This window comes from Paenibacillus sp. FSL R5-0519 (assembly GCF_037974275.1).
Lineage (GTDB): Bacteria > Bacillota > Bacilli > Paenibacillales > Paenibacillaceae > Paenibacillus.
Genome location: NZ_CP150234.1, coordinates 6,343,508 through 6,363,453 on the forward strand (window position 1 = coordinate 6,343,508; position 19,946 = coordinate 6,363,453).

Consider the following 19,946-nt stretch of genomic DNA (forward strand, 5'->3'; position numbering starts at 1 on the left):
ATTTCTTTGATTAATTTCCCTAGAGGGGAAATCCGGGGATAAACGCGCACGCTTCGCTTCTTCAGATTTTTTCTGCCCTCTCCGTTATCGTGTAAACGTTTAGTTCAACTAAAAAGGACATATTAAATCCTGTCATTTTTAGTGTGGTAGGATCTTCCGAAGCTTTTGTTTTCGCTTCTTCAGATTGGTTCTGCACTCTCCGTTTTGGCGTAAACGGTATGTTTAACTATTATGGGGCGTAGTAACTTTGTTATTTCGATTGGCTGACCTTCGCGAATCGGCAGGAAACTTTCTAAGGAACTCAGGGCGCCTTATTCAGCCTTTTGATCCTATTTTTAAATCGTAAGGAACTTCAGACACGTTATTTCCCGAAATTAGCTGATAATAATGCTGTAAACTGCTGTTTATTCTCATATAGCGTGTCTCAGGTTCTTTAGGTTTCTGCTCGCGCTCCATATCCTTAAATAAGACGGATCAGATTCGTTAGCACTCGCTCCCTACCCTGCTCTCTGCTCCAAATGCAAGCGGATAGGAAGACTCCGAACCTAGCCCGGAGTGGGGCTTCATTGAGAAGGGAGCGAAATGCTCATAACCTTTAATGCCGCGGGAATAGTTAAGTATCAACGTGAAGTAGACATGTGGAGCAACCACACCCACGCCATACAATGCCCATACCTACAGTGTGATTTCGCGTCCCTGACGGGCTGATTCGTAGATGGCACAGAGCATTTTCATCACCTCTACACCGTCTTCGACGGGACTAAGTGTTTCTTTGCGGCCCTGTGTACTATCGATAAAATGGTTGATTTCATTGCGGAACGAGCCCATAAAGTCGAATGATTTGAAATCCACCTGTGGGGTCATGTTTAAAATGGTGTTGAATTTCTCGCCAATAATCGAAATTTCCGGCTCCAGTTCGGCACCGCCTTTGTCACCATATAGCTTGACCGAAGTCTCATCTGCTTTGGCATGGAGCGTGAAGCTGACATCCACGAGCAGGCTCGCACCGTTCTCGAAACGAATCAGGGCATTCGCCATATCCTCAACAGTATTCTGCTGCGCGTCATAGTCCGCCGCTTTGTAGAACGACAGATTGTTAATGTTCGAGCGGTTCCCTAATCGGTTGGATACGTTAGCGGAGACGGATTTCACCTTCGGTCTGCCCATCAGATACCAGCAAATATCGATCACATGCACCCCGATATCGATCAGAGGTCCACCGCCGGAGCGGTTGATATCGGAGAACCAGCCACCCGGATTACCCAGACGGCGCAGACTGGAGGCCTTGGCATAATAGATCTCACCCAGTTCACCTTCATCGATGAACCTCTTCAGAATCTGTGCATTGTCACTATAGCGGCGAACAAAACCAACTTGCAGCAGCTTGCCGCTGCGATGAACGGCCTTCTCTACCTCGTGGGCATCCTCCACTGTCTGGCAGAGTGGTTTTTCACATAACACGTTTTTGCCTGCATCCAGCGCAGCAATGCTGATCTCCGCATGCGAGTCATTCCATGTACAGATGCTGACGGAATGAATCTCGGACAGTGCGAGCAGTTCCTTATAATCGGTAAACACATGAGGTGCGTCATATTGCTTCGCCACTTCTGCGGCACGTTCAGCATTCAGGTCGCAGATGGCATATATTTCAACGTCAGGGTTACTGGCATAGGCTTGCAAGTGGCAATCGGATATGGATCCGGCACCGATGACGGCGACTTTCAATTTGGACATAGAGCTGATTCCCTCCATAAATAAAATAATTGACGCCCAGCAGACAGACGTTCCGGTTGCGAATCGTTCTTCCGATCGCTCTTATCCCCAGATTTCTTCAATCCCCTTTTCTGCAAGGGGGAAATCCGGTGATAAGGCGAAAATCGATTTCGCCCCCTACACTACTTTTTCTGACTGAACTAACTTTCTGTTTGAACCATACATAACAAGTCATATTTCATTTAAAACAAGCACTCAGCCCTATGCCTCTTCCCATAGGCGGCGGACGTTATCCATGGCAATGCGTGAGGCAGTTTTGCAATCCTCCATGCCTTCAAATTCAACCGAGATATATCCGTCATACCCGGATTGTTTTAACACACGTATAACTTCAGGCATGTTAATGTCGCCATGGCCCACAATGGCACCGCGCAGGTAATTGCCATGCGAAGTTTGGAACCAGCCTTCACCAGGGTTCCGGTGGGAAGGTCTCCAATAGAAGTCTTTGGCATGCACAATCGACGCGTACGGAATATTATTTTTCACCGCACTCACCGGATCTTCATCCACACATAAGAAATTCCCGACATCCAGCGTGGTTTTGAAGTTATTCCGCGCCGTTTCGTGGAGCAAACGCTGAATTCGCTCACTCGACTGCACATAGTACCCATGGTTCTCCACACTTGTTGTAATCCCAAAATCCGCTGCATAATCGGCTATCCGCTGACAAGCCTTCACCAGTACCGGCAGGTCGATCTCGAACTGTGCTACGGTTCCCTCTGGTGCAGGGAGGAATGCCACGTCATGACGCATCAGCTTTACTCCGAGCGCTGCAGCCACATCCACATGTCGCATCACATTCTGGATCTCTTGCTCCAACGCTTCAGCGTCCTCCTGCACAGCAAAGTTAGCGCCGATGGCATAATTGGAAATATCGATTCCGACCTCTTTTGCCACAGCTTTGATCTCATCAGTCAACTCCGGATGTTCGATCAAGCTGAATCCCATCGGAACAATCTCCACATGTTCCCCGCCCTGATCAGCGATCCAGCGAATGGCATCCGGTACGGTTAATTCTTTACGATCCAGTGCTTGTTGCAGACTGTAGGTGCTGAGTCCAACTTTCATTTTTCCTCATCCTCTCCTGTAGTTGCTGTCCATACCCAACGTATACCTTTTTCCGGCAGACACGACAATTGCCAATAATCGTATGGCTCACCTATTTTCCTTTTCCTAGCCCAAATCCGGTGTATCCACGAATGTAACGGCCAGATCAGCCGTCTCGTGGAGTTCAAATACAGTAATTTCATTCTCACCTTCGCGAAGGAGTGGGGCAGGTACGTACCATGTTTTTTGCGGTCCTTTATTCCAGTATCGACCCAGATTGAATCCGTTTACAAATACAACACCTTTGGTCCAGTGATCCAGACGCAGAAAAGTATCACTTACAACCGTTACTTGAAAACTTCCCCGGTAAAAGGCTGGCCCTCCCCCCACTCTCTCTCCTTCTTCATCCCCTGCCGAAAATTTCTCGCTAAACTGCAAACCCGACAGGTCGGTTAATGGCAGACAATGAATTGTCCAATCGAATAAAAATTGAAAGCCATGCCGCACTCCCTCCGTAATCCCCTTTGGATCTCTCAAATACGGGCCATAGTTGATTCGCCCCATATTTTCAACAAGGATCAATAGATCTGCGCCCTCTGGCGGCACTTCAAACGAAATCGATACTGCTGTGTTCCCCCGTTCCAGCACGCCCTGAAATTGCCCATCAACAAACACAAGCGCACGATCACGTACCTCCTGAACCACCAGTTCCTGTCGCTCCCTGGGCCCGGATATTCGGGTCTGATAACAAATAAAGCCATAATCCTGACCCAATTTCTCCATTGGTTCCGGATTCGTACGCTGTAACGGGACGGATATCCAGTCCAACTGCGCCAGTAATGACGCCTGCTGGTTCAACTCCACGCGCCCATAGGCGAATGTCCCCTTCGATTCTGGCAACACGAGCTCACCCAGATCTTCATCGCTATACCGAGCAATAAGATCACGTACGGCATGGAATTTTGCTGTTGGCTCCCCGGATTCACTGAGCAGTGAATCGTAATCGTAACTTGTAATGGTGGGTTCATATTGATCTTTCTGCTGACAGTTCGCTCCGTTATAAAATCCAAAGTTCGTTCCCCCGTGGAACATATAAAAATTAACCGAAGCACCTGCCCGTAGCATCTCTTCAAATACATCTGCTACATCTGCGGCTTCCCGGGTATGATGCGACTCACCCCAATGATCGAACCAGCCGTTCCAATACTCCATGCACATCAAAGGTTCTTCTGCCTGATATTCACGCAGCTTGGCGAACGCTCCTTGCGTCCCTGATCCAAAGTTGACTGTAGCCAGATGCCCTGACACCGATCCTGCTTGCAACATAGGGTCTGTCGGTCCGTCGGAGGTAAATAACAACACATCCATCTCCCGCTCTACCATGCCATCCCGTAAATATTGCAGATAACTCGCGTCATTGCCGAAACTGCCGTACTCATTTTCAATCTGCATTGCAATAATCGGCCCACCATGGGTGCTAAGAAGGGGTTTTAATTTGGGCAAAAGCACATCATAATATCGATCCACATTCGCCAGAAATTTCACATCATTACACCGCAGACGGACATCATCAGCTGCAAGCAGCCAGGAAGGCAATCCGCCAAACTCCCACTCCGCACATATATATGGACTTGGACGAACAATCACATGCAGACCCACATCTCCCGCAATGCGAATAAAACGTTCCAGATCAGCCATGCCTTCAAAAAAGTACTGCCCCGGCTGTGGCTCATGAACATTCCACGGCACATACGTTTCCACTGTATTGAAACCACAGGCTTTCAGCTTGAGTAGCCGATCCTCCCAATACTCGGGGACCACTCTGAAATAATGGATGGCACCCGACAAAATCGCAATGGGCTCGCCATCATACATGAATTGTGAACCTTTATACGTCAGCACCGCCATTTTACAACCCTCCCCGCTCGCTCAGATATATGCCTAACCGGGACAACGTAGGATACCATCTGGATTCATGAATGGTTAATCGCATCCTTCTCGATGTGACCTGTGGGAAACAGCAAATCCGCTTATACCCCACCACCGTCCCCGTGTAGAACTCTTCCCAACCCCCATCTGCCCTTTGTGACTCCAGTGTAAAACGCTCAATCCGTTGGCCAGTCTGAATATGTTCCATCAGCACCACCCGGTCAAATGATTGTTCCTCCTGCAAGTCCAGCTCAATCCAGGCCTGCTCCGTTCCTTCATGAGGGCACCAATACGTATCCCGTCGTTCCGTCAGCACCTCCGATACGACATGTTGTTCATCCATCGTCTCCGATGCTTTTACCAGCGCCTGCAAGGCCAAATTTCCCTTGAAAATGGCACGTAGCGAATCTCCCAATTCCTGTAGTCGTTCTACATCCCGTTCATGGATGAGACCACGCGTATCCGGTGGCAGATTGAGCAAAAAGGTGGCGTTGCCCCCCACTGCGCCGTAATAGACGGCGAGCAGTTCTTCCAATGTTTTGACCTGATTATCCTCACTGGCATGATAGAACCATCCTGGGCGAATCGAAGTATTCACCTCGGCAGGGTACCAGATCAGTTGGTCACCTTGGGGACGAATGACCTCTCGGCTTCCCAAGTCACGGTCCTGTGTATTGATCCTTGTGGCAAACTCGCCATCATCCACCTGCTGCGATTGCTCCTGAATCTTCTCATTATCCTGCATATGCGCGGGCACAACGCTCCATTCCGATTCCCGCGTATGCCCCGCCTCATTGCCGCACCAACGAACATCCGGTCCACATACCGAGATGACAGCTTCGGGCTGTAGTTCACGAATAAGCGCATAATATGCATCCCAGTCGTAGATCTGTCTTTTGCCATTCGGACCCTCACCACACGCACCGTCAAACCATACACAGAAGATGTCGCCATAATTCGTAAGCAGCTCGCGTAACTGATGGAGGAAAAACTCGTTATACCTCCCGGAATCTCCATAAGTGGCTTCATGCCGATCCCAAGGAGACAGGTACACGCCGAACTTCAATCCGCCCTCACGGCAGGCATCGGCGACTTCCTGAACCAAATCCCCCGCACCGTTCCTCCATGCACTGGCCGCGACCGTATGCGCTGTATACTGGCTCGGCCACAAACAAAATCCATCATGATGCTTACACGTCAAAATCAGCCCCTTCATCCCGGCAGCCTTGCACGCCTGCACCCATTGCGCTGCGTTTAGTTCAGAAGGATTGAAGATCAACGGTTCTTCCTCCCCAGTGCCCCATTCCCGATCCGTGAATGTATTTACCGTAAAATGAATAAACGCGTAAAACTCCAACTCCTGCCATCTCAACTGGCGTTCGGATGGGCTGACCTCTGCTGCGAACTTGATCCATTCGGCTGCTTGCATGTCCTGGTGCATGGTGTTATCCCTCCTTTTATTTCGTGCATTTCTATGTCACTGGACCACCCTTGCTTTTTGGACCGTTACGGATTGCATTACGCATTACTGTCCATGAATGGCAGGGATGCCTGTAATAACTGCTGCTTGGCTTGAGCGATAAGCTGCGAATCTGAGGGGTGGTCGAAGCTTCCTTCACGGCGTACGCCTGATCCCATATGGATCTCCGTGATCCCCGTTTGACTCACTAGCTTTTGAATCCCCTCTATGGTGACCCCCGCCCCTGCCATGACAGCGATGTTTAAGGTTTGCCCCAGTTCCTGAAGCTGCTTTAATTCCAATATGGCTTCAGGTGCTGTCCGTTTCCCTCCCGATGTAAGCACACGCTCCACATTGCCCAATGTGTTAATGGCCTTGAGCGCCTCAGTCAGACTTGCACTTTCATCAATTGCACGATGAAACGTAACACCCAAACCCTCAGCTTCAGCCATACATGATTGCAAGCAGATGAGATCTACTTCACCCTCTCCCGTGAGGGCGCCGATTACGATGCCAGCGGCTCCAAGTTCCCTCGCCACGCGTACATCACGGGTCATGGCGTGGATGTCATCTGTGCTATAACAGAACGAGCGGCTATGGGGACGGATCATGACATACACTGGGATGGAGACTTGGGACAGCACTTGCTCCATGACACCATAACTGGAGGTAAGCCCTCCTTCAGACATCGCAGACACCAGCTCAATCCGATCGGCTCCTCCCTCCTCAGCTGCTTTGGCATCTTCCACATCCACAGCAATGACTTCCAATACAGGCTGTCTGTTCATAAAGTTCACTCCCTTATTTCATATAAAATGTAGGGTTGATACGTATTCGTAGGACATGTGCACATTGGAAATGGTTAGCCCTCTTTCTCATCTGACCGTTCCACCATTCATGAACATTATTGTACGGGTACATTGCATCACTCCATGACATATAGGACCGACAAAGTGCATCATCAGCGCTCCTGCGGCCCTTCTTCATCGTTATGAGTGACGGTCAGCTTCCAACATGCAATCCGATCCCTTTTCCACGTATAGGTGACATATAGAACCTTCCCCTGGGATACGATTGCCGGATACGAGTATTCCCCCGGTTCATTCTCCAGCACATATTCATCACTCCAGGTCTGACCATTGTCCCTCGAAAAAGTAATCACAAGCGGGGTTCGAGGACTCTCCGTTGTGTATCCACGGATTGGATTGTAGACAAGCGCAAGCAAGCCATACTCCATGCGTATGGCATCAATCCCACTATTGTTATTGGGTAGTTCTGTAGCGTAAGCTTCGCACCATGTGCGTCCACCATCTAGCGAATCACTGCGATAAATAAACCCTTCCGTACTGCGCAGAAGCATGTGAACACGCTCTCCACCAGAAGACCATAATGCAGGCTGGATCAGCCCCTTGGCAAACCAATGCTCAGACCCAACATAGGTGGACAGATCCATCGGCACATGCGCACTCTTCGTCCATGTTCCCCCGTGATCTGTAGAGATATCGACAAATGACTCCCAGATCTGCTTGCCTGATACCTCAGGGTCCAATCGTTCGATCGATGCAGGAGCCAGTATTGTTCCATCCGTCAACTGAATAGGTTTGTTCCGAACCGGCCCACGGCCACCAATATCTCCGGGCACCAGCTCCCGAGAAGCCGTCCACGTGTACCCACCGTCTACTGATTGAATGAAGCGGGTATGCCAGTCCGTAATTTCATGCCCTACTTTATAAAAGAGTATCAGTGAATCATTCTGTGCATATAGCACCGGGTTCCAGTGAGCTATACCTTCCTCATCTGCAACTTTGCATGGAACAGACCACGCTCCGTTATCACTCTGCCTTGCGAGCCAAATCGCTACATCACTCGCCTTCTCATGCTGACCTGCAAACCAAGCAACCAGCAGATCACCATCTGGTAACACAGCAACCGTGGACGCATGACTGCTCTGAAAAGGCTGACCTTCCTGAAAGATAAATTGTTTGTCGGCAATGATCTTCATGAATGGATTCTCCTTTGGGGGACCGGAATGGGTTAGCAAATAGAGAGTGCAATGTATTTTATGTGCTTTGTTGAATCATTTTGTTATTTTTGTTATTTACAATGTTATTATCAATTAGCAATAGTCTAAAACGTTAGGTTCAGAACGTCAATACAAAAAAAGACACCCTTAGGGTGTCTTCATGTCTCGGATAAACTTAAGATTATCCGAGCTTTTCTATTTTTTACGCCGAGCCTTCGTCATTCGATTAAACATAATCAGTGCCGCAATGATCATGGCAATCATGGCAATATTACTTGCCACTTCTTGTGTTAAGCCAAAAAGAACGCCCAGGTTAGTCACCAGACCTCTTACAATCAGCGCCACCACAACTAGCAGGATCGGACTCATAAAATTATAATTTCTCATTCTTCGCAACACCCCTGACCCCATTGTTCAGAACTCCAAAATCCCATAACACTATCATAACAGCAGCTATTCCGTGTTACAACAAAGGACACCCGCAAACAGTGTCCTTTGTCATGTACCCACGTATTCTGCTTTTGATGAAAAACAACCTTATGATTGCTGCTATCACAAGATATTTCTGATTACCTCTATACCTGCTTGAATTCGATCCAATCAATCTGGAGACCTGGTTTGGTGAAGTCCAGTTTCAATTCATACAGACCTGCTTCAAGGTCTACTTTGACAAGCTTCTGTCTGATCCATTTGCCTTCCGTACCATTCGTTTGAATTGTGGTTACCAACTGGTCATTCAGGAGCAGGTTACATGCACTTTGAGCCAGTTCCGGCTCAGGGGACATGATCTGTACAATAATTCGATAATGGCCAGCCTCATCCACTTTCATGTAGACCGGTTCAGCTACCGCAGGTTTCACCTGTGCGTTCTCAACCAGAACCTGGGCCTGTTCAGCCGATAGGGAAGCATTCGCTTGGAACGAAGCTACGTTCTCCACGATCTCGTGTTTTCGATCGGACACCGGTGCATTCATGATGAATTTGCAGATGTTGATTGCCGAGCGTTGCAGTTCTCCGCGAGTCAATGTTCCATTTTCCAAGGATTCAATCGTGTTATCGTCCCAGCCATTGATCTCTGCACCGTAGTTCGGTACAACCATGTAGAGATCATTCTGCGCACGAATCATCCAGTTCGTGTATTTGCGATCCGCCTCTCCACCTTCGGTCACATCGTTCATAATGGCCCACCAGTCGGTCATGACGATACCCTCAAAATTCCACTCGCCGCGCAAAATTGTGGTATTCAGGTCGTAGTTCGATGCCGCCCAGTGTCCGTTAATCGGGTTGTAGGAGGTCATGATGGAGTTCGCTCCGCCTTCTTTTACAGCGATTTCGAACCCTTTCAGGTAAATTTCACGCAGTGCACGTTCGGAGACAACAGCATCCACTTTACTGCGGTGTTTCTCCTGGTTGTTGCAGGCAAAGTGTTTCAGTGTGGCATTGGAACCACCCTTCATAATGCCTTTCGTACATGCTGCGGCAAATACACCCGAGATCAGAGGATCTTCAGAGAAGTACTCAAAGTTCCGGCCATTAAGCGGGCTCCGGCGGATATTCAGGCCAGGTCCGAGCAGGGTATCCACCTGATTTCTGAGCAGTTCCTGTCCTTCCATCACATACAACTCTTCAACAAGCTCCTTGTTCCATGTCGCCGCAAGTAACGTACCAATGGATACCTGGGTTGCTTTCTCTCCACTGTCCATACGAATACCGGACGGGCCATCTGCCGTACATGCTACCGGAATACCGTAGTTGAACAGGCTGTCGCTGACACCCCCAAATGCAGATGCCGTTCCCGAAGTGACGAGTGGACTGCTCATGCCTTCGCCGCGGACAATCGCTGCCAGATCCTGATCACTCAATTGAGCGATGAAGGCTTCCAGACTCACTTTGCCAGCTTTAACGTCACTCAGCTTGTGGCCCTGGTTCCCCGTCTGCTCCAGCGTTTGCGGAAGATTCTGCTCAATCCGGTTCGCCATGGATATCTTACGTTTCGGTACTTCTGCATACGTCAGTTCATATGATCCATCTTCCTTGCGCGCACCTGGTTTCATCCGTGTAAAATCTTCCGTTGGGGCCATCGCTTCTTGCAGTTGCTCCACCAATTGAAGGGATTCAATCACATATCCATCCTGACCATCGATGCTAACGTGCTGCACTTGTTTCACACTGGTTCCTACATGCAGTCGATATGTGCCTTCTTCCAGAACGTATGCGGAAGCATGACCTGTAACACCCGCATCATCGTAGGATGCCATGTCATGGATCGGGAAGCTGATCGTCAGAATTTCTGACTCGCCCGGCTGCAACAATCCCGTCTTGCCAAAAGCAACCAAAGCCTTCACCGGTTGTCCCAGTTTGCCTTGCGGGGCTTCATAATAGACTTGTACGACCTCTTTGCCCGCATATGTTGTACCCGAGTTGGTCACATTGACACGAACTTCAATGTAGGTTTCGCCGTCTTTGGACACAGATTTCGCTTCTTCATACTGAGCCAAAAACGTCGTATAAGACAGGCCGTAACCGAATTCAAACTGAACACGCTCAGGTCGAAACGTTTCGAAATATCGATAACCTACATAAATATCTTCCTGATACAGGTTCTTGAACTCATTGCCGTAGTTGCTTGTCGAAGGATAATCCTCGATGGAATATGCAATCGTATCTGTCAGTTTGCCGCTTGGTGTAACGTCTCCCGCCAGCACATCAGCAATCGCGTTGCCACCCTCCATACCGCCATGCCAGGAGTAAATTACGCCTTGGATTGGATGTAGATACGTTTCGTTTAACCAGCTCATGTCGATGATATTCGAGACATTCAGCACTACGATTGTGTGTTCAAACTGCGCAGTGACTTGCTTCAGCATCGCTTTTTCATCTTCTGTCAGTTGGTAACTTCCTGGCGCATCCGCATTATCCTGATCTTCTCCTGCTGTACGTCCAATCACGATAATGGCTTTGCTGGATTTGCTTCTGGCCTGTGCAACCAGTTCATCCGTCAAAGGCATTTCTTTCTGATTCCATGGCTCGGCCGCCCATACTTTTCCGCCATCATCAAATGGATTCTCTTCAATCCACTTCTCATAGACAGCTGCCAGTTCTTCGTTCACCGTTATATTCTTTTTGCTGCGCAGACCATCGAGCAGATTCGTTGTGTAAGCCACATGGACACTACCGCCTGAACCCGTGCCGCTGCGATAATAATTCACTTGAATCCGTCCAAAAACTGAAACGTTTTCGTTTTCACGAAGTGGAAGCACTTGCCCTTCATTTTTGAGTAAAACGGCTCCTTCAGCAGCAACCGTACGACTAAACTCTGCAAACCCTTCCAATGGAACTCCGATTTGATGTGTGCTCAATGATTTCCCTCCTGATTGTCATCCCCATATCTACGAATCGCTATATATAAAATGAACTCACAAAACATACACTAGGCCACTACTATGACAGAACAACCCTTCGATCACTCTTATCCCCCGATTTCTTGATTCCCTTTTCCTAAGGGAGAAATCCGTTGATAAAGGCGAACGCTTATGCTTCTTCAGGTTATTTCTGTCCTCTCCGTTTTCATGTTTGTTTCTTACACTCATTTTATATAAAAGATATTCTATGATCTGGTAGATTCACTTGTACCTAGTCTCATATTAACAGATTCTATCGCAGAAATTAAACTAGATTTGTGCCTAATTTATATTATTAAGGCTTGTCCACGATGAACGGCATAACAAAAAGCCACGGACACCTGCTGTCCGTGACTTTTCTTCATTTTGGAACACTATATCAAGTCGTAAGTTTCGCATACACCAGGAAGAATAACATGTCTTCGCCCATGATGACATAACCCGGAACCCGGTAGACCAGATCCACGAGGACAAATGCCACAAGCAACCCTACCATCACCGCCAGATGACGTGGCCGGAGTCGTAGATGTGCAAGTCTGTACCGATGGAACACAAGGGAGGTCGACAGGAAGTACAGCAACACGGATCCAAACATAAATCCTATCATAAACACATAGTTTAACTGATTCTGATATAACAGCTGAATTGAAGCAGCGATCATACTCATCGAGATGTAGATGAACAGATGTCCGTATATGATCGCTTGACCGGCAGTCTGAATCTCTTTGCTAACCTTTTTCTCCACGTTGTCGAAGTACTGCCACCACATCGCAATGACAAAGATGGACGTAAATGCGGCAAACAGGATAGATTTCATATCCCAATGGTCGGCTTGCAGCACAGCGATAATGCTTACCACCGATTCACCCAGCAGGATGAGTGTAAATAACGCAAAACGTTCCAACAAATGATGAGTCTGAACCGGTACTTTAACCAGATTTTTACGTCCGATCAACGGAAGCACAATGTCCACTGCAATTCCTGCATACAAAATCAAGTAGCGCAGCCAGGAATCGAAGAATAGTGAACCTGATGAGATCAATATACCAATGAGGAAACAGATGCCCAAGTAACGGGCCGCTTGCTGTTGATGCTCACTTTTCGACTTGTGAACCGTCAGATACTGTATCGCCGTAAACGCCCGTGAACCGATATAACCCACGAAGAAGGACAGGTAGTATTGGTCAAAATGGGTAGACAGGCTCGCCGTCATGACCATCACGGACAGGAGCTGAAGGATGAGAAATATTCTATGGATCAGGATATCTTGGCCATAGCGGTTAATAAACAAGGTCTGACCAACCCATGCCCACCAAACAGGGATGAAAATAAGCACAAACTTCATTAAGTATTCAAACGTAATTACTCCGTGTTCGGCATGTAACAAGACATGACCCGCCTTGGAGACCGCAGCTACGAAGAGCAGATCGTAAAACAGCTCCAGCCATGTAACCTTTTTCTCCATCATCCTTCGTTGCTCCTTTGATTTTATAGTAATAGCACTCTTATTATTTTGCAGTTGTAGCAGGTACGAGCGTTCTTACCGCGATCGGTTGCAGATTGTCCTCGATTTGAGGACGGTATTTCTCGAACCACTCTGGCAGCATCAATTTTTGTCCGAGCGAATCCGCAGGTTCATCTTTGGCAAAGCCCGGAGGATCAGTAGCAATCTCGAACAGAATACCGCCAGCTTCTCTGAAGTAGATCGCATTAAAGTACTGACGATCCCGAACTGGAGTCGGTTGATACCCGTAATCACGTACAGCTTCACTCCACTGTGCATGCTCCACGTCATCTGTGGCGCGCCATGCAATATGGTGCACAGTTCCTGCGCCGCCCATCCCCAAAGCCATGCGGGTCACTGGAACATCTACAACATTACCGATATCCCCGCTGGACCGGAAACGCACATACTCTTCATTTTCACTGATTCTGACGAATCCTAAAATTTTCTCAAGAGCATCCATCGTTCTTTGCGGATTAACACTGAACAAGACAGCACCACCGAAACCTTTGATCGCTTGATCTGTTGGAATTCCTTCGTGTGCCCAAGTGCTGTTTGCTCCCTCTTCCCGTTCAACAAGCTCAAGCCGCAGGCCTTCACTATCTTCGAATTGAAGCAGCTCTTCATTGAAGCGAGTTGTCTGAGTTACCTCAATGTTATACTGTTCCAGCCGATTCTGCCAGAAGTCAATCGACCCAGGAGGAATGACATAGGAAGTGATGCCGACCTGGCCTCCGCCAATTTTGCCCCGTGGTGATCCAGCGGATGGGAAGAAGGTAATGATGGTACCTGGGCTTCCGTGTTCGTCTCCAAAATACAGGTGGTATACATCAGGTGCATCGAAATTGATTGTTTTTTTCACGAGACGAAGTCCCAGAACTCCGGCATAAAAGTCAACGTTGGCCTGTGGATCCCCTGCGAAAGCTGTAATATGGTGGATACCTGCTGTTTGAATAGTCATGATTAATTCCTCCTTGGTTTGGTAAGCTTGTTTATAGTAAGTTTGTATTATCTTTAAATTAAGATATATGGTCTGGTGAATGATATTCTAGTTGTTACTTTGATTGGCTTGTTCTTGTTTCAATTTATCAGGAGTCACGTCATCGCCGTTCGGATCATAGATGGTTGCATTCAAGAGAATGTCGTTGACCGAACCGCGAAAAGTTTGCAGATATTCCTGGCGAAGATTAACCTGTTCCTCTTTCTCCATCTCCGTCAATCCGCCCTCTTTGGCTTTTCTTGCAAGTTCATTAATTCTGGTCAATGTTGGGATCATCATCTTGATCGCTCCTCATGTAATGGATTAAAGATATTTGTTTGTGTTGGTTTTTATATTCAAATTAAATATCTTAATTTAAAGATAAATGATTTGTGATTGATTGTCAACTGTTTTATCTAAACTAAAATAAATGAATTGACTTGCCGCTCATCACCCTGTTGTTATAACTCTGCATCCTAACAAAAAAAGGGCTAGCTCCGCAGTAATTTCACTTCCTGCGAACCTAACCCCTACCTGTGTTTATTTTATTAGCCCAGCTTTTGACCACAGTTTGGACAGAAGTTGGCTCCTTCATTCTTGGCTCCACAGTTCGGACAGAAGTTAGGCTTCTTGTTGCCCTCTGTAGATGGAGAGTTACCTGCATCACCGTTGCTATTCCCTGCTGACTTCTGGTCGGCATTCTGATTCTGAGACGAATTGGCATTGTTGTTGTTCTGATTTTGGTTCTGGTTCATGTTCTTCATCATTTCATTGGCCATGTTCATACCCATCATCATGCCTGCCATATCCGAGGCCGCGCCGCCGCCCTGTACTTTACCGGATGAGATGCCGTCTGTCATGCTGACCTGCTGATACTTTTGCAGATTACCAATCATCTCATGCGAAGCGGTCTTCGTAATCATATCCTGAATCTCTTTCGGATAATTGAAGCTCATTACCTGGAAACCGGTAATCCCAATGCCAATGTCCATCATCTGCATATCCAGGTCTTCCTGAATCCCTTTGGCAATATCCGATGCATTGGCCTGAAGGTTGAACATGTCTTTCCCTTCACGGCTAATCCACTTCATTAGAAGCTGATCCAGCACGGAAGTAATTCGGATTTTGACATCCTCCACCAGATAACTCTGCTTGATGCCTGCAATCTTATCGATCAGGGTCACGTAGTCACTCACTTTGAAGTTAAACGTACCGTTGGCCCGAATCGGCATTCCACCCGGGAGTTGTGGTGTCGGAATTAATACCGGACTTTGCGTGCCCCAGCGCACGGTAAACTCTTTGGTATTTACAAACAATACTTCGACTCGCATGCCGCTGTTGAATCCGAACTTGAACCCTTTTAAGGTAGAAAGAAACGGAATGATCTCGGAATCGATATTAAACGATCCTTCGTCCTCAAAAATCCCTTCCACTTTACCGTTATTCAGGAAGATCGCGTCCTGACCCGAACGGATGATAAGTTTACTGCCCTTCTTGATCTCCCGGTTGCTCCACTTCCAAAATATCATGTCATCTCTGAACTCTTCCCATTCCACCACATTCGAAAACTGATTTCTGAAAAATCCCATACTTGTTCCCATCCCTTCTATTAGAACATCCGTATACTAAGTAGTTATTAAAATGATCCTCTACTTCCACTATGTGAGTGGCCACCTCGCGATGTACCTCCGCCGCCTCCTCCGCCACCGTTGTTATTGTTCTTCTCGATTTTGCGCTTGGTTACAGTTGTACGGATATAACGATCCTGACGATCTATTACACTAGAATTGCTTGAATCCTCATATGTCGCACGATTGACTGTGACACGTCCGCCGGAACGATAGGTCATAATACCAACAACAATTCCCCCAAGAACGACCGAGACTCCTAACTGAAACCATCCGTTAAACAAAATATTGTTCGGATTAACACCAGGTTCATACCCCATATATTTGTATGAGAGCTCAATATATTTCTCAAATGCACGTTTATAATCCCCACTGGACAATTCAGAGGTAATCCGGTTACGGATAGAATCCAGCCGCTGATCACTCAGATATTCTTTTGCCTTATAAAATCCAGCCAGGTACACTTCGCGATTATTCATATCCATCGTCAATATGACAGCATTACCAAATTTCTTATCGTACCCTAGCCCCTGCTTATCATAAAAATCTTCTGTTAAAAGCACAACATCCTGATTCTCTATATTATTTGTTGTCAAAATAACAAAGTCCGTCTGCCGTTCAGCGCCATACTGATTCGCAAGTGCATTCAGCTCAACCTTATCCTGTTCACTTAGCAGGTTGGCCTCATCGTAGATGAGATTTTTGCTCTCCGCTGCGGATGCCGATGACATGGGAATCAACGGAGCGACAAGCGTTATCATAAGTAAAATGAGCGTAGCCATCACGATGACAAGAGGGGTTCTTTTTCTCATAAGAATCCACCTCCCATCATCCAGGAAACCAACTTCAATGACAGCAACGAGACCGCAGATACTCCTGCGAACCATCCGGCCACTTTGGCTTTGCTGATTGGCGGTTTACCGACCACTTTACCTGTCTGTCCATTCATGGCAAAGGTATACTGTGCCCGATTGTAGTCATAGTTGACCATCCACACCGGGAGCAGCACATAGTCCGCATGTTTGAGCGTGGTATCAATCTGTTTATCTGTATAGCTCACGCTGCTATAACCAGATACGGTTGAGGCAATATAAGAATCAATGTAAGATCTCGTCTTATCCTTGGCCCGTGGAAAAAGTTCCTCGTCCGTATAGCTATATTTTTCCGCAATGTACCCCGCCAGATACGGGGTCTTGAACGATTTCAGCTGATTATATGGAAAAGGCTCCAGCTTATCCATCAGTTCATCTTTCATTTTCTCCGATGCATCAATGGGCAGATTCACGTAATTCAGCCGAATTCTGCGATATATATCGAAATGCTGTGTTTCCGTGTAATGGTAGTCACCCTGGGTGTAGGATCTGACCTTGGTGCCACGGCCATGCACTTCGATCTTGTTATGTAACTCATACAACCAGAACGGTACGTACATGCCGGTAATGCTCTGAATTCGATCGGCGGACATGAAGCCACTTGGCGTTAACAAGCCGTTTTTGCACCACTTTTTGAAAGCCTGTTTGGCTTGATCCTTGTTGATCGAAAAGGGAATCACCATCGCGGGGGCAAGATTGCCCGTCAGCCGATCACTGAGTACAACCGCTGCACCGCAGAAACTGCATGTCGTCGCACTCGTCTCCGGCTCTGTCACAATGTCAGCTCCGCAGCTGTTACAGTGGTATTCCTTGACCTCATTTTCCGTGAATACTTGTCTCTTCAATGGATCGGGGATCTGCTCTATGTTGTCCTGGCGGCCGCAGCTGGGACAGGATAGTGCACCTGACACACTGTCAAAGATCATACCACTGCCGCAGTTTGGACATTTATATTCAATAACCGGCATCTGCTCACCTCAATGTTAACGAAATATGATTATTTTCTGTCCTCTACATTGTAATGTACACGTTACACTCACTTCTTCAGCTTCTCCTGAATCGCTGCGAGTTCTTCATCCGCACTTGGGGAAGCATGTTCATTATTACCCGCATCTGCGTTCATGTCCCTCTCAAGCTGGGCGATTAATTCGTCCAGATCATCTTCCTGTGCTCCAGCACGCAGTTCTGCCAATGCTTCTGCTTCGTTCAATGCCTGGTTGGCCTTGTCTTCCATGGCCTTCAATGCGGCATCAGCCTTGCCCGCAGATGCATTCCGTTCATTGGTCTGTTGCTGCGCCCTCGCATCTGCCATGTGACCCTTCAGTTCGGCATGCCGCGCTTCCAGTTGCCCCAGATCGGCAACCAGCTTATCGTTCATATGCTTCATCATCTTGGCTTTGGCAGAAGCCCGTTCATAGGCAGCCTGTAATTCGTTCAATTTGTCAACCAGCTTCACTTTCTTCTCCAGAAAACCACGTGCCTTATCTTCGTCTCCCGACTCCGCCGATTTCTCCGCGTACCGCTGTAACTTCTTAACCTCGGCGCTGCACTCATCCAGTGCCCGCTTCGCCCGGCTCTCATCTGACAACACCGCCGTCGTCTCGGCCTTCACCTGCCCCAGATCACTGCTCAGGTTGCGCATATACTCATTCACGCTCTTCTCCGGGTATTCTGCCCGAGACAGCATGTGGTTCACATTCGCTTTCATTACGTCTCTAAACCTCGATAAGATTCCCATTACGTGTTCCTCCTCCGAAAAGTTCATATGTATACTATAATACATGAATACGCCCACATACGTTTCACATTTCACGATGGCAAGTGGAGTCCATACGATCCAAATTCACACGATCATAGCGCAAAATAAGAAAAGACGAGCACCTGTAGTGTCGTCTCATGATCCGAAAACCCTCTCCTAACTCTCTTCTTCCCCATTCACAGTTCGTTAATGAATTTCATGCTCTCCTCTGCGATCCGATCTGGATCTGTATTATGTATGTAATGACCGCCATCTAAAATCTGATATTGTCCCATCTTCACAGACTCGATATAACTTATTAGATACGTTTGCCAATTCTCAACGGGTAACTCTTCTCCATTAGATATGAAAAAATACATCGGCACCTCCGGAATTCCTAGCTTTGCAACCTTTGCTGCATTCTGTTTAATCATTCTAACTTCTTCATTCATGTTCGATGTCTGGGTGTTCTTGTAGAACAATGCCCGATACATTACCTCTTCCTGAGTAGACAGATGATTCTCCTTAATTGCAGCGGATGAATCCACAATCCCAGGGAAAAAGCGCGTAATCCCCATTCGTGCTCCCAAACTTGTAAGGCTCATCATACCGCTCGAGGGCAAAGGATATGCTTCATATACTTCTGGAATGGTAGGATCCAACCCAATGATCGCCTTCACTTCGTTTGGATACCGTTGTGCCCAATATAGGGCTTCAATGCCTGACATGGAATGTGGGAACAAAACATACGGTGGATTCTGACCCGCCAAAGTCAGAGCTGTTCTGGTTTCTTCCAATATCGTATCTATATCACGGGACACCTTCGCCGTTTCACTGAAGCCGTAGCCTGCCTTCTCAATCACAGCAATTTTGTATTGTTCCGACAATCTGGAGTAGAGCGCTTTAAAATCCAATACAGGTGCGGATGTGCCACCACCCGACAGAAAGACCAACGTTTGTGATCCAGCGCCTTCGGTATAGACGTGCATCTGGTGATTATTTACGTTAACTTTTACACCTGGTGGCGACAGAATAGCCAACTCACTCCTGAGTTTAATCGTATGATTCGTGTAACTAATTATAATGAACAATAATATGATACCTAATGTTGCCAAGGCGCCATACCCAAATCTCTTCAACACAATTCTCATGAGCTCCCTCCAAAATAATAAACATTTCTATTTATTTTACCATGTATTTTGGAAGGTGTATGGCGCTTTAACCCTTTGCCTAAATCATCATACTTGACCGATCTATAGCTCAACCGGAAGGCACTCCACCGCGGTGAAAAACACATCCAACAGCTCAACATTGTACACTGTACGGATGTATTCTTCGATCTGGGCTAAATCCTCTTCCCGTTGATATTCCAGACATGGACGGCCCTCACTCCACAGGACTCTGCACGGGAACTTTGCGACAACATCCTTAATGATGTGATCTGGCTCAGCTACTTTATGAATGTCTCCCATATAAAACTCCTCATTTCTCTATACTTAGCGTGTGCAATGATCCATTAATTTTGAAATAGTTAAGGATTCGATTCAGTGCACTTCATCACATTTCACTTGGTGAGTTAAGCCATATCCATAG

Annotated in this window: 17 protein-coding genes; all 17 read right to left on the reverse strand. The window is 47.3% G+C overall.

All coding sequences use genetic code 11. The annotated features are described in order from the left end of the window. Positions 1-675: 675 nt before the first annotated feature. On the reverse strand, positions 676-1,734 hold the full coding sequence (locus MKY73_RS28545; RefSeq protein WP_339304797.1) for a Gfo/Idh/MocA family oxidoreductase: 1,059 nt from the start codon (positions 1,732-1,734) through the stop codon (positions 676-678). A gap of 240 nt (positions 1,735-1,974) precedes the next feature. Further along, the gene (locus tag MKY73_RS28550; protein WP_339304798.1) at positions 1,975-2,841 is read right to left on the reverse strand and encodes a sugar phosphate isomerase/epimerase; all 867 of its coding nucleotides are present in this window, start codon (positions 2,839-2,841) and stop codon (positions 1,975-1,977) included. 105 nt (positions 2,842-2,946) lie between these two features. Continuing rightward, positions 2,947-4,728, reverse strand: coding sequence for a glycoside hydrolase family 35 protein (locus tag MKY73_RS28555; RefSeq protein ID WP_339304800.1), 1,782 nt, complete (start codon positions 4,726-4,728; stop codon positions 2,947-2,949). Between the two features lies 1 nt (position 4,729). After that, the gene (locus tag MKY73_RS28560; RefSeq protein WP_339304801.1) at positions 4,730-6,190 is read right to left on the reverse strand and encodes an alpha-L-fucosidase; all 1,461 of its coding nucleotides are present in this window, start codon (positions 6,188-6,190) and stop codon (positions 4,730-4,732) included. A gap of 77 nt (positions 6,191-6,267) precedes the next feature. Next, the gene (locus MKY73_RS28565; protein WP_339304802.1) at positions 6,268-6,996 is read right to left on the reverse strand and encodes a copper homeostasis protein CutC; all 729 of its coding nucleotides are present in this window, start codon (positions 6,994-6,996) and stop codon (positions 6,268-6,270) included. 173 nt (positions 6,997-7,169) lie between these two features. Continuing rightward, the gene (locus MKY73_RS28570; protein ID WP_339304803.1) at positions 7,170-8,210 is read right to left on the reverse strand and encodes a sialidase family protein; all 1,041 of its coding nucleotides are present in this window, start codon (positions 8,208-8,210) and stop codon (positions 7,170-7,172) included. Between the two features lie 216 nt (positions 8,211-8,426). Continuing rightward, on the reverse strand, positions 8,427-8,618 hold the full coding sequence (locus MKY73_RS28575; protein WP_339304804.1) for a hypothetical protein: 192 nt from the start codon (positions 8,616-8,618) through the stop codon (positions 8,427-8,429). A gap of 188 nt (positions 8,619-8,806) precedes the next feature. Further along, a complete protein-coding gene (locus MKY73_RS28580) occupies positions 8,807-11,590 on the reverse strand; it encodes a glycoside hydrolase family 3 C-terminal domain-containing protein (RefSeq protein WP_339304805.1) in 2,784 nt (927 codons plus the stop codon). Positions 11,591-12,011: 421 nt separating this feature from the next. Further along, positions 12,012-13,100: a low temperature requirement protein A gene (locus MKY73_RS28585; protein ID WP_339304806.1), complete on the reverse strand. Its 1,089-nt coding sequence runs from the start codon at positions 13,098-13,100 to the stop codon at positions 12,012-12,014. A gap of 40 nt (positions 13,101-13,140) precedes the next feature. Continuing rightward, positions 13,141-14,097 carry a ring-cleaving dioxygenase gene (locus MKY73_RS28590; protein ID WP_339304807.1) on the reverse strand — a complete coding sequence of 319 codons (957 nt, stop codon included), beginning with the start codon at positions 14,095-14,097 and terminating at the stop codon, positions 13,141-13,143. Between the two features lie 87 nt (positions 14,098-14,184). Further along, positions 14,185-14,412 carry a DUF896 domain-containing protein gene (locus tag MKY73_RS28595; protein ID WP_339308790.1) on the reverse strand — a complete coding sequence of 76 codons (228 nt, stop codon included), beginning with the start codon at positions 14,410-14,412 and terminating at the stop codon, positions 14,185-14,187. 251 nt (positions 14,413-14,663) lie between these two features. Further along, complete coding sequence (locus tag MKY73_RS28600) at positions 14,664-15,704, reverse strand: SPFH domain-containing protein (RefSeq protein WP_339304808.1); 1,041 nt, start codon at positions 15,702-15,704, stop codon at positions 14,664-14,666. Positions 15,705-15,751: 47 nt separating this feature from the next. Continuing rightward, entirely contained in the window at positions 15,752-16,555 is an 804-nt protein-coding gene (locus tag MKY73_RS28605; RefSeq protein WP_339304809.1) for a TPM domain-containing protein, read from the reverse strand. Next, positions 16,552-17,583, reverse strand: a complete 1,032-nt coding sequence (locus MKY73_RS28610) for a TFIIB-type zinc ribbon-containing protein (RefSeq protein WP_339304810.1) — start codon at positions 17,581-17,583, stop codon at positions 16,552-16,554. The genes MKY73_RS28605 and MKY73_RS28610 overlap by 4 nt, the downstream gene beginning before the upstream one ends. A 68-nt stretch (positions 17,584-17,651) precedes the next feature. Further along, the gene (locus MKY73_RS28615; protein WP_339304811.1) at positions 17,652-18,353 is read right to left on the reverse strand and encodes a PspA/IM30 family protein; all 702 of its coding nucleotides are present in this window, start codon (positions 18,351-18,353) and stop codon (positions 17,652-17,654) included. A gap of 197 nt (positions 18,354-18,550) precedes the next feature. Beyond that, positions 18,551-19,504 carry an alpha/beta hydrolase gene (locus tag MKY73_RS28620; protein ID WP_339304812.1) on the reverse strand — a complete coding sequence of 318 codons (954 nt, stop codon included), beginning with the start codon at positions 19,502-19,504 and terminating at the stop codon, positions 18,551-18,553. A 102-nt stretch (positions 19,505-19,606) separates the two neighbouring features. Continuing rightward, positions 19,607-19,825, reverse strand: a complete 219-nt coding sequence (locus MKY73_RS28625) for a hypothetical protein (RefSeq protein ID WP_339304813.1) — start codon at positions 19,823-19,825, stop codon at positions 19,607-19,609. Positions 19,826-19,946 lie beyond the last annotated feature (121 nt).